The sequence below is a fragment of the Flavobacterium sp. XN-5 genome (assembly GCF_008033395.2).
In the GTDB taxonomy this organism is placed as follows: Bacteria; Bacteroidota; Bacteroidia; order Flavobacteriales; family Flavobacteriaceae; genus Flavobacterium; species Flavobacterium hiemivividum.
Genome location: NZ_VOGZ02000001.1, coordinates 254,163 through 267,304, shown reverse-complemented (window position 1 = coordinate 267,304; position 13,142 = coordinate 254,163). Strand labels below are relative to the sequence as shown.

General features: G+C 31.3%; 4 protein-coding genes and 1 pseudogene. 4 read left to right on the top strand and 1 reads right to left on the bottom strand.

Annotated features, from left to right (window positions below; genetic code table 11):
* Window positions 1-15: 15 nt before the first annotated feature.
* Window positions 16-714 (bottom strand): pseudouridine synthase, encoded by a 699-nt coding sequence (locus FQU23_RS01140; protein WP_147672231.1) that lies wholly within the window; start codon window positions 712-714, stop codon window positions 16-18.
* 449 nt (window positions 715-1,163) lie between these two features.
* Here FQU23_RS01140 and FQU23_RS16135 point away from each other — a divergent pair.
* The 4 genes and pseudogenes from FQU23_RS16135 to FQU23_RS01110 all read left to right on the top strand — a co-directional run.
* Window positions 1,164-2,219 (top strand): annotated as a pseudogene (locus tag FQU23_RS16135) (IS3 family transposase); the annotation flags it as partial.
* A gap of 656 nt (window positions 2,220-2,875) precedes the next feature.
* The gene (gene bglX, locus FQU23_RS01120) at window positions 2,876-5,158 is read left to right on the top strand and encodes a beta-glucosidase BglX (RefSeq protein WP_147672227.1); all 2,283 of its coding nucleotides are present in this window, start codon (window positions 2,876-2,878) and stop codon (window positions 5,156-5,158) included.
* 276 nt (window positions 5,159-5,434) lie between these two features.
* Window positions 5,435-9,610, top strand: a complete 4,176-nt coding sequence (locus FQU23_RS01115) for a two-component regulator propeller domain-containing protein (protein ID WP_147672226.1) — start codon at window positions 5,435-5,437, stop codon at window positions 9,608-9,610.
* A 420-nt stretch (window positions 9,611-10,030) separates the two neighbouring features.
* The gene (locus FQU23_RS01110; protein ID WP_147672225.1) at window positions 10,031-13,135 is read left to right on the top strand and encodes a SusC/RagA family TonB-linked outer membrane protein; all 3,105 of its coding nucleotides are present in this window, start codon (window positions 10,031-10,033) and stop codon (window positions 13,133-13,135) included.
* The last annotated feature ends 7 nt before the right edge of the window (window positions 13,136-13,142 follow it).

The following is a 13,142-nucleotide window of genomic DNA, read 5'->3' as shown; positions in this document are numbered from 1 at the left end:
TTTCAAATTATTATCCTATTTATACTTACTCAAATCTAGATTAAGAATAGTGCCAACTCTGCTAAACTCTTCATTAACCTTTGCGTTCAAGATTAGTTGCTCATTTCTTATTGGATGATTAAAAATTAACTGATGTGCATGAAGCATCATTCCTTTCAGATCGTAATTCTCTAACCATAATTTATTTTGTTTGTTACAACCGTGTGGACGACTTCCTAAAATGGGATGAAAAATATGTTTGAAATGTTTTCGTAATTGATGCATACGTCCAGTTTCAGGAATCGCTTCTACCAAACAATATCGTGACGTGGGTTTATGGTTAAATTCTAATGCAATTTCGGCATTTTGCAAACGATGAAAGTAGGTTATTGCATTTTGTGTGATGTCATCATCATTAGTTAAATCATAATCAATCGTTAGTTCTTCAGGTGACCAACCACGTAAAATGGCTAAATATTTTTTTTCGACTTCGCGTGTGGCAAAACGATCATTCATAATTTTCAAAACCTCTTTGTCTAACGCAAATAACAAGACACCGGATGTTTTGCGGTCTAAACGATGAATAGGATAAACGTGTTGCCCTCCAATTTGATTTCGCAATTCTTGAATTGCGTACACTTTTGCATCGCGCGCATAAAATGATTTATGAACCAACAGTCCACTTGGTTTATTAATTGCTATAATGTATTCGTCTTGGTAAAGAATTTCTAACATTAGGCAAAAGTAAAAGAGATTTCGATTGAAATTACTTTTATGACTTATTTATTTCTTTGCAGCAGTCTACGAAGAGTTATTATGAAAAGATGTGTGAATGTTTCTTGACTGCTGCAATCATGATTAGGTGAACAAAAAAGAATATTAATTTAAGAGTATGTTTTGTTTTTCAAAGTAAATATAAAATAAAAAAAGCCTCATATTTCTATGAAGCTTTTCTTAGTAGTCCGCCGCGGCGAATATGAGATATTTTAATGTTTTTAAATGATATAGAATGAAAAAAACCTTTCATTTCTGAAAGGTTTTCTTAGTAGCGAGTAATCTTGAAAAATCTAACGAATTTTTGGAGGATTACTACAAAATTGTTAGCGGTAATGATGATCTTGTAAGCTCCCCTAAAAACAGAGTTGTTTATAATTAGAAATAATTTTTTAATTTTAACAGTAGATATGAGGAAAAGTAAATTCCGTCCAGAGCAAATTGCAAAGATTTTAAAGGAGTTTGAAAACGGTAAATCTGTTCTCGAATTGAGTCGAGAACATGGTTTGACATCAGCCACATTTTACAAATGGCGAGAACGTTATGCTGGCTTAAAGGGTTCGGCGCTTTGAAGAATCAAAGAGCTTGAAGAAGAAAAACGTAAGCTAAAACAGATGTATGCTACATTGACATCAGACCATCAAATGGCAAAAGAGATTATAGAAAAAAAGCTTTAAAGCCCTGACAAAAGCGAGAGATACAGGAAGAAATGAGTTTTTACGGCATTAGTAGGGCGTATCGAGTTTTAAAGTTAAGCAAGAGTGTTTTTTATTATGTTTGTCAAACAAAAGATGATTCAGAGATAGAAGATTTACTAAAAGTACATGCTGAATCTAAGCCCGATGAAGGTTTTTGGAAAATTTACCATGGCCTTCGTAAACAAGAATTTGTGTACAATCATAAACGAGTACATCGTGATTATAAGTCACTGGGGGTTGGCTACTAGAAGAAAAGCAAAGAAAAGACTTCCTACTAGAATTCAAGAACCTTTAGAAGTTCCAAATGACTTAAATAATACTTGGAGTATGGATTTCGTGACGGATGTCTTAGAAAGTGGTAGGCGTTTTCGTGCTTTCAATGTGATTGATGATTTTAATAGAGAAGCCTTACACTTAGAAATTTATTATTCTTTAACTAATAATAGAATCGTTTTGGTTTTGAATAATTTAATCAATAAACGTGGAAAACCCACAAGAATAAGAATGGATAATGGTCCTGAGTTTATAGGTAATATTACCAAGGTTCGGAGTGAAATGCATCAAATTGAATTTAAATACATAAAGCCTGGCAAACCAACTCAGAACGCATTTATATAAAGATTTAATGGTAGTTACAGAAGAGTAATATTGGATATAAACATTTTCCAATCATTAGACCAAGTGAGAGAGGAAACTCAAAAATGGTTCATAGATTACAACTACTTTAGACCTCATGACGCATTGGAAGGAAAATCAGCTATCGAATATGTAGACTTTAAATTAAGTTCGAATTTCAAAAATTCGAACTTAATTTAAAGTGATATTTTCAACAGTAATTAGAATTATAAATAGGTCTAAAATGGGGAAGCCGACATTTGGACACATATAGCATGAATCAAGTTAAACGGTTTTTAAATTTTAGTATCTACTCTAATGGTATTTCATCTCACATATTTATTACTATCAATTTCATTCTTTTCTTTAAAAGTTTTGTCATAAATTAAAATTAAGATTTCTTCTTAAATTTCTGTAATTGCTAAGTTATCATGTCCAGAAACCAAATTTTAAATTGTGCACTAAAAACTATAACAAGTTATAGTTTTTAGTGCACAATTTTTTTTGATCCTTAATATTACTATTTCGTAAAAAATACAAAACCTAAAAGACGTCTTTTTTGTTCAATGCAGCAAATTTCTTTGTTTTATTGATTCTGAAGATTGTAAATACATCATTTGTCTCACATAATGCTTCAAATTTATCATTCTAATTATTACTGTAAAACTACATTTACAATCTTATTTTTTTATTGATTTCACGAAATTGAATCTATAAATTTATATTATTCAAAATAGATCATGCAAAATAAAGATAATGCTTTAGAGATGATTCTAACAACTTCTAACGATAAAATTTAAACCACAATGATGAAAAAACAAATTAAAAAGTATGCCTTTTTAGTACTAATCGTTTATGGAAACGGATTTGCACAAACAAAAAAACACCTGAATAATAAACTCCCCATTGAAGAACGAATATCTCTTTTGATGAAAGACATGACTTTAGAAGAAAAAGTGGGTCAAATGAACCAATATAATGGGTCATGGGATGTTACAGGTCCAAAACCAGAATCCGGTTCTAATGAAGAAAAATATAATAATATAAAAAAAGGATGGGTAGGATCCATGTTAAGCGTAAGAGGAGTTAAAGAAGTAAGAGCAGTACAAAAAATTGCTGTTGAAGAAACTCGACTTGGAATTCCGCTTATTTTTGGTTTTGATGTGATACATGGATATAAAACACTTAGTCCAATTCCGTTGGCTGAAGCTGCGAGTTGGGATTTAGAAGCCATTAAAAATTCTTCTCGAGTTGCTGCTCTTGAAGCCTCTGCTTCTGGATTAAACTGGACTTTTGCCCCTAATGTAGATATTTCAAATGATGCAAGATGGGGAAGAGTAATGGAAGGCGCTGGTGAAGATCCTTATCTAGGAAGTAAAATTGCTACAGCAAGAGTTAAAGGTTTTCAAGGAGAAAATTTAAGTGATAACACCTCAATAATAGCTTGTGCTAAGCATTTTGCAGCATATGGTTTTGTAGAAGCAGGCCGCGATTACAATAGTGTAGACATGAGCAATTCTAAGTTATACAATACCGTACTACCGCCTTTTAAAGCAGCAGTCGATGCAGGGATTCGTACCTTTATGAATTCATTTAATACTCTAAATGGTATTCCAGCTACTGGAAACAGTTTTTTGCAGCGAGATATTTTAAAAGGAGCCTGGGGATTTAAAGGTTTTGTTGTTTCTGACTGGGCATCAGTAGCCGAAATGATTACGCACGGGTACGCTACTGATGGTGCAGATGCCGCTAAAAAAGCTGCTCTCGCTGGTTCTGACATGGATATGGAATCAAATATTTATATAAAAGAATTAGTTCAATTAGTAAAAAAAGGATCGGTCAAACAAAGTGTAATCGATGATGCTGTTCACAGAATTCTTCGCGTAAAATTTGAATTAGGTTTGTTTGACAATCCCTATAAATATTGTGATGAAGCCCGTGAAAAATCAGATATTGGAAGCAAAGCAAATAATGATGCTGTTCTTGACATGGCCAAAAAGTCAATCGTTTTATTGAAAAATGATAGAAACCTACTTCCTTTGAAAAAAACAGGAACTAAAATTGCTTTAATTGGTGCGCTGGCAAATGATAAAAATAGTCCATTGGGAAGCTGGAGAATTGCTGCGGATGACAATACAGCAATATCTGTTCTTGAAGGAATGCAGCAATATAAAGACAATACACTAGTTTATGAAAAAGGAACCGAAGTCGCTACAAATAAACAAACATTTTTAGACGAAGTAAAAGTTAATACTACTGATTTTTCTGGATTCGAAGCAGCAAAAAATGCAGCGAAAGAGGCAGATGTTGTAGTAATGGTTTTAGGCGAAATTGGTTTTCAAAGCGGAGAAGGACGCAGCAGAACAGAATTAGGTCTACCTGGCAATCAACAGCAATTATTGGAGGAGGTTTATAAAGTGAATCCTAATATTGTTTTGGTTTTAAATAATGGACGCCCATTGGCATTACCTTGGGCGGCAGAGAATATTCCTGCTATTGTTGAAGCTTGGCAGCTAGGAACCCAATCCGGAAATGCAATCGCACAGGTTTTGTACGGAGATTATAATCCTAGTGGCAAACTGCCCATGTCATTTCCTAGAAATGTAGGTCAATGCCCTATTTACTATAATTTATACAATACTGGAAGACCAACAGATAAGGATCAAAATGTTTTTTGGTCACATTATTCTGATGTTGAAAAAACACCTTTGTATCCTTTTGGACATGGATTAAGCTATACTTCTTTTGCATATAAAAATCTAAAAATAGCAAAACCTTCATTTCAAAAAGGGGAAAAAATACAAGTTACCATTGAGGTTAGCAATACAGGTAATTTCGACGGAAAAGAAGTGGTTCAATTGTATGTAAATGATCCTGTTGCCAGCATAGTGAGACCTGTTAAAGAATTAAAAGGATTTGAACTTGTTGCATTAAAAAAAGGAGAAACGAAAACAATTCATTTTACATTAACAGATAAAGAACTTGGCTTTTATGACAACGATGGCAAATTTTTAGTAGAATCCGGTTTATTTAATGTTATGGTTGGCTGGAATTCTAATGAAGGACTTACCAGCGAATTTGAACTAAAATAAAACGTCGAAGAACTTAAAAACAAAAAAGTAAATTCTTAAAAACAGGTTTCTTTTTTACAAAAATAACCTTATATCCTGAGTTCAATTAATCCCTGTGAGGTTATTAATTGGACTCAGGTTTTTGGCAATAGGATAGATTTTTAGAAAAAAAAATTAAGTGTTTTTATTTAGTTTTATTAATATTGCTTTCTATAGCCTGAAGTAAAATCATTTGCAGAATTTTATTTTTAAATGAAGTTGACAAATAATAATATTAAAATGTAAATGTAAATGTAAATGAAAAAAATAAAATATATTCTTTTATGCTTCTTCAGTCTCATAAATTGCCTCTTTTCTCAAGGCAAATTTGACAGCTACCAGTTCAGAAGTATACAGGAAACTACTTCAAAAAGGGCTATATCTACCATTATTCAGGATAAGAGTGGTTTTATTTGGATAGGTACAAACGGTGCAGGATTGTATCGGTATGATGGAGTAAACTATTTTGGATATAAATATGACAAGAAACCCGGTTCAGTAAACAGCAACTTTATTTATGCCACTTTTATTGATTCCAGTAATAATTTATGGATTGGTACTGATCAGGGCTTGTGTTTATACAATAGGGATTTAGATAATTTTACCAAAATCAATATCGAGGATGTAATAACAAAAGGGTATGATGAGCCAATTACCGTAAAAACAATTATTGAGGACAATAATGGCAATTTAATCTTGGGCGCTTATGGTTTTGGACTATTCAAACTTGACATAAAGACTTTAAAAGCTTCGTTAGTGCAATCAAAAGTACTCGACAAGCCCAATTTTCTAATAAAATGTTCCGTGAAAAACAAACAGGGAATTATATATTTAGGAACTAGCTATGGCCTTTTAGAGATCAATTTAAATGGGAAAGTTAAGCAGGTTTATAAAGACAAATTTAAAAGAGAACCATTGCTTGACGACATAGAAAGTATTGTTATAGATAAATTTGGGTATCTCTGGATGGGAACGACTGAAAATGGCTTGATAAAAATTAAACCTGAAACAGATAACTACCAATTTGAAAATTATGCTATTACCAAAAATAAAATTTTATCTATTGTTGCAAATAATATGGATTATATCATTTGCGGTACCGAAAATGACGGATTGTTGGTTGTAAATTACAACGGACAAGTACTCAAAAAATATTTGTACGATAAGTATAATAATTTTAGTATAAAATCAAATTCAGTTTGGTCATTATATCAAGATAAAGAAAACCGACTTTGGTTAGGCTATTTTAATAAAGGACTTGGCGTATTTGACAAACCAAATAATAAATTTAATTCGCTTGAAGCACTTGTAAATAATCCAAATTCTTTGCAAACAGGTTATGTTACTTCAGTTATAAAAGATAAAAAGGGTAATTTACTAGTAAGTAATGAAGGTGGAGGACTCGATGTTTATAATCTAAGTCGTAAGAGTTATATTCACGTTAACAAAAACAATCAAAAGTACTATTCGGGATTAGATGCTGCTGATATTCAGACCATATTTTTAGATAGTAAACAAAATATTTGGATTGGAAGTTGGGATCGTGGTATCTATTTTTTGAAAAATGGTACAACCCAATTTATAAATTACAACACTTCCAATACAGCTGGATTAAAATCGAATCGGGTTTTTAGTTTTTCGGAAGATTCAAAAGGGCGAATATGGATTGGAACTTTTATTAAAGGCTTGCATTATTTTGATAATAAAAACAACAGCTTTGTTCATTGTGACTCTAAAGTATTTGCAGAAAATACTTTAGACAAAGCTTTTATTCGTAAAGTTTTTGTTGATTCTGATGATATTTTGTGGGTAGGAACAATTTTAGGATTATACCAAGTAAGTTTTAAAGATCCATCAGGTTTTAAAGTAACCAAAATGAGAGATGCATTATACAGTGATAAAACGAAGTATAATACTATTCAAACTATTTTGTCAATTTATGAGTCAAATGATAAAACAATATGGATAGGAACAGATGGTGATGGATTATTTAAATACAATAAAAAAAACAAGAAGTTTTCAAGTTTAAATGATTTCCCAGGCTTTAAAGAAAAATCTATTCGCGCTATCATTTCGGATAACAATGGTTCTTTATGGATCAGTAGCGAATCTGGATTAACAAAACTTGATTTTAAAAATAAAAAAAGTACCAATTTTAATAAAGATGATGGACTTGTTGATAATGATTTTAATAACAATGCGGTCTTTAAAGATGAAAATGGCGGGTTGTATTTTGGTGGTTATGAAGGTGTAAATTTTTTTAATCCTAACGAGATTAAAAAAGCAGAAAAAGCACCAAGTTTGTATTTTAGTGATTTTAAGTTATTCAACCGATCCGTAAAACCAAATGAAGAAGCGTCGCCTTTAACCAAAGTTATTTCTCAAACCAAAGAAATCACGCTCAACTATACACAATCTGTTTTTACGATTGAATATGTGGGGATTAATTATAATTATTCTAAAAAAAACCAATATGCCTATTATCTGGAAGGTTTTGAAAAAGATTGGAATTATGTCGGAAATAACAGAACCGCGACCTATACAAATCTAGCCCCTGGCAATTATATTTTTAAAGTTAAATCGGCTAATGCAGATGGTTCGTGGGGTAATGTGCAATTAGAATTAAAAATAAAAATCTTGCCTCCATGGTGGAAAACCATTTGGGCCTATTTAGCCTATTCCTGTATTTTGGTTTTTCTGGTTTTGTATTTTAATAAAATGTATCAAAATCGTTTTATAGCCAAACAAGCCATACTCTTAGAAAAAGAAAAAACGATTCAGCTTAAGAAATTAAATAATAAGAAATTACAGTTTTTTACTAATATTTCGCATGAATTCAGAACGCCATTAACACTAATTATTAATCCGCTGGAAGATATTTTAAGAAGTAAAAATTTATCTCCAGAAATTCATCATAAGTTAAAAATCGTTCACAAAAGCTCCGATAGACTTTCTAGATTAATTAATGAGCTCATGGATTTTAACAAACTAGAGTTTAATAAAATCTCGCTTCAGGCTAAGAAAATTGAAGTTATAGCATTCACAAAAGCAATTATTAGCTATTTTGATGAAGAAGCTGCAACCCGAAATATTACTATTAATTTTGAATCATCTATTGACGAATTAGAAGATTGGCTAGACCCAAAAATGTTTGAAAAAATAGTATTTAATATTATTTCTAATGCGTTTAAGTTTACTCCAGATTATGGTTTTATTACCATTGCTATAAATCAATCCTACTCCGAAAATGAACTTTTAATTGATGGCAATAAAGTCCCTTCATTTTCAATAACCATTGCAGATACGGGTTCAGGAATTCACAAAAAAGATTTAAAAAGAATTTTTGACCGCTTTTATCAGCTCAATAATTTGAATAAAGATTATTATGGCAGCACCGGAATTGGTTTGGAGGTTGTGAAAGAATTTATTGAAATGCATAAAGGAAAAATTGATGTTGAAAGTGAAGTAGGTGAGGGCACAAAGTTTAAAGTAACATTTCCTTTAGGAAAATCTTTTTACAAAAAAAATGAGATCGTTAATGAGGTTTTTAAAATAGAAAAAAATAAAAACAACTTTTTATATGAAGCTACTAGTAATCTTTCTGATGAAGATGATTTTGATAATTCATCAGTAGAAAATCCTGCCGTAGATCAAAAATCATATACGGTTTTGATTGTTGAAGATAATTCGGAATTACGAAATTATTTAAAACAAGAACTTAGTAAGTTCTATAAAGTAATTACAGCCGAAAATGGTCAAAAAGGATACGAACTTGCTGTTCAAAAATTACCAGATTTAATAATTACAGATGTTATCATGCCAGTTATGGACGGACTGCAAATGTGCAAAAATATAAAGGGAGATTTAAAAACAAGCCATATACCTTTATTAATGCTATCAGCAAAAGCATTGGTTAAAGATCGATTAGAAGGTATCGATTCTGGTGCTGATATGTATTTGAGTAAACCATTTGAATTGGATATTTTAAAATCTAGTTTAGCACAGCTTATTACCAGCAGACAAATTATGTTTAAGAAATTTTATCGAGGAATTACCAAAGATGGAAAAGAAAAAACAACATCATTGGATAATGATTTCATTCAAAAAGTCCTGCAATTAATTAATGAAAATATTAGTGAACCCGAATTAACCGTAGAATTTTTATCCTCTAAAATTTTCTTGAGTAGAAGTCAATTGTATAGGAAAATAAAAACATTAACAGGAGTTTCGGTAAATGAATTTATTAGAAATGTACGATTGGAAAAAGCAAAACAATTAATTGAGCAAGGAAATAATAATATCAATGAAATTAGCTATAAAGTAGGATTTACTTCTCCGTCTTATTTTGCTAAATGTTATAAAATTAAATACGGACATTTGCCTACACAAGAAAAAAAAACAAAAGAAGAAACTACAAAAGAGCAGTTTCTTTAAAGCAAATACTATTAAAAGAGTTTTGGTTCTAAATCAAAACTCTTTTTTTGTAAGTCAATTTTTTTAATGAAAAACTTCGTTTATGTTGAAATAAAAATACACTTCTAATAAATATTATTATTCTTTTCTAAACAAATACTATTTTTTAAACCAACTTTTTAGGAATAAATCAGTCGTTTTTTAATAGCAAAATTCTGTTTTTTAAGTATTAACAAGGATTCAGAGTTCTTTTTGCATCATTTGTTGTACAATATGCTTCATCTGTTCTACAATAAAATCCAGCTACATTTTACTTTCGTTAAGAAATATTTAAGAAATTATTTTTCTTTTTTATTACTCCAATAATGTGATGGAAAAAAAACGAAAGATTAAATGTTCTACTAACTAAATTTTAAAATCTAACTTAAACAACCAATTTTTATGCAGAAAACAACATTCAAAAAACTATTGTGTTTAATAGTGTGTATGTGGGGAAATTTTTTCTACGCTCAAACTGTTAAAGGTAAAGTAACATCTGGAGGAGTAGGATTACCAGGTGTTAGTGTGCTAGTACAAGGAACTAAAAATGGAACTACTACCGATATGGATGGTACTTTTGCTTTGAATAATGTCGAACCAAAATCTCCATTGATTTTTAGTTATATTGGGTATCGAAATGTAACGATGCCTGCGGATACAAAATCAGTAATGCAGGTGGTTATGGTTGATGATCTGGAAAAATTAAACGAAGTAGTTGTTATAGGATATGGAACTTCAAAAAGAAAAGATATCAATGGTGCCATTTCGTCTATAAAAGCTTCTGAAATTCAAGACAAACCTTTTACTTCTATCGATCAAGCTCTTATTGGTAAAGCTGCTGGTGTAAATGTTACTCAAAATTCAGGGACACCAGGAGGAGGAATCTCCGTTCAAATTAGAGGAATTACTTCTATTAATGGCAACGAACCTTTATATGTAATTGATGGAACTCCTGTTTTTGCGGATAAAAATAATGACTCCTTTTCCTTTAGTACCTTAGGTGGAGGAAACGGACAAACTAAAAATTCGGCTTTGTCAGGCTTGAATATTTCAGACATTGAAACGATTGACATTTTAAAAGATGCATCGGCTACAGCAATCTATGGTGCAAATGGCGCAAACGGTGTTGTTTTAATTACAACCAAAAAAGGAAAAAAAGGGAAATCAAAATTCACTTATGAAACCTATTTGGCCAATCAGGAAGTAACAAATTCGGTTGCTATTTTAAACTTACCAGAATATGCTAAATACCAAGCATCCATTTTTAAATTAAATGGAGAACCTATTCCTTATCAATATCAAAAACCTAATTTGTTAGGAAATGGAACAAACTGGCAAGATGAACTTTTTAGATCAGCCAATATGTACAATCACCAAATTTCATTTTCTGGCGAAAAAGAAGGAACAAGCTATTATACTTCTTTAAACTATTTTAATCAAGAAGGAATTGTTCTAAATTCTGATTTCAATAGAATGTCTATGCGATTAAATGTAAATTCAAATGTAAAACCATGGTTGAAAGTTGGAAATAATATGTCATTGAGTAGATCCTCTCAAAAAATAGTACGAAATGATGATAGAGGTGGTTTGGTTATGAATACGCTAAGACAATCTCCAGAATTACCAGTTAGATATCCTGATGGTTCTTTTGCGGGTCCTATTGGCGGTTTAGGCTCTTCGGCAAATGAAGCGACTAACCCAATTGCTTTATCGGAATACAATAATGCAACAACAGACAGGTATAAAATAAATGGAAATTTATTTGCAGATTTTACGCTGGTTAAAGGATTGGTTTTTAGATCAGAATTAGGATATGATTTGAATTTTGCAAAAAGCAGCACTTTTGTACCCAAATATACTTTAGGAACAGTATCTGAACTTTTAAACAAATCATTCAAACAACAGGATCAAGGCTATTATTGGAATATTAAAAATTATTTGACTTACAATAAAACGATAGGTGAAAATCACGACTTTACTTTTTTATTAGGTCAGGAAGCACAGGAAAGCCGTTATGAATATTTAAGTGGTTACAGAACGGGAGAGTTTTTAAATAAAGATTTTACTAATTTAAATATTGGTGACATTGATACCGCTATAAACGGAAATGGTTCTGGCAGATGGTCTATGGCTTCTTATATTTCGAGATTAAATTATAGCTTTTCTGACCGATATTCTTTTTCTGCTTCTTTAAGAGCAGATGCTTCATCAAACTTTGGTCCTAAAAACAAATGGGGTTATTTCCCTTCTTTTTCTGGAGGTTGGACTGTAAGTAACGAGAAGTTCTTTGAGCCATTAGCAAACACTATCAATTATTTAAAGTTTCGAGCGGGTTACGGTTCGGTAGGAAATCAAAATATTCCATCAAACAGATACGAAACCATTCTATCGCTACTTTCATCTCCTTTTGGAGGTGTATCTCCAACAATTGACAATTTAGGAAATCCTGATATTAAGTGGGAATCTCTTAAATCTTTCAATGTTGGTTTTGAATTAGGATTAATGAACAACAGAGTAAAATTAGATTTTGATTATTATGTAAAAAATTCATCCGATTTCCTAACCAAGCAAATTAATGATGAATCCAATCAAAGTGCTCTTAATTTCTACCTAAATACTGGTGAAATTGTAACTAAAGGAATCGATATTAGTTTAAATACCCGAAATATCGAAAGCGAAAATTTTACATGGGATAGTACTATTATTTTTTCCAAATACAATAATGAACTAACTAGTTTTCAGGGTGCAGGTAAATCTTTATTAGGAAAAGTACAATTTGATTTATACAACGTTACCAGAACATCCGAAGGGCAACCTGTTGGACAGTTTTATGGTTATGTTACCGATGGTTTATTCAAAAATGCTGCTGAATTAGCCGCAGGACCAATTCAGGAAACAGGAACTGGAATTGGAGATATTCGTTTTAAAGATCTTAATAACGATGGAAAAATTGATGCTAAAGATCAAAAGGCAATTGGAGATGCAATTCCTGATTTTACGTATTCATTTACCAATAATTTTAAATACAAAAACATCACTTTAGGAATCGTTTTAACAGGAAGTCAAGGCAATCAAATTTACAACTTTACCCGCCATTATATTGATGGAATTTATCCAGGATTTGGAGATCGTTTTGGAAATGTAAGTACTCAAGCCTTACAAGCTTTTGAGGCTGGAGTAAACGAAAATACCGATGTGCCTAGAATTACGCTAAACGATCCAAATGCTAACGGCCGAATTTCAAATCGATTTGTTGAGGACGGTTCTTATTTAAGAATTCAAAATGTTTCTTTAAGCTATGATTTGCCTAATAAGATATTTGATAAATCATTTATATCTAAAGTAAAATTGTATGTAAATGTCCAAAATTTATACACGTTTACTAAATATTCTGGTTTTGACCCTGCCTTAGGAAATTTAGATCAAAATATTACCCTAAGTGGTATTGATTTAGGACGTTATCCTGTACCAAGAACAACTTCTGTAGGAATGAATTTAGAATTCTAAGCATTAT

Coding starts and splice junctions, on each gene's coding strand:
- FQU23_RS01140 (WP_147672231.1), bottom strand. CDS start 714: ATGTTAGAAATTCTTTACCAAGACGAATACATTATAGCAATTAATAAA.
- bglX (WP_147672227.1), top strand. CDS start 2,876: ATGAAAAAACAAATTAAAAAGTATGCCTTTTTAGTACTAATCGTTTAT.
- FQU23_RS01115 (WP_147672226.1), top strand. CDS start 5,435: ATGAAAAAAATAAAATATATTCTTTTATGCTTCTTCAGTCTCATAAAT.
- FQU23_RS01110 (WP_147672225.1), top strand. CDS start 10,031: ATGCAGAAAACAACATTCAAAAAACTATTGTGTTTAATAGTGTGTATG.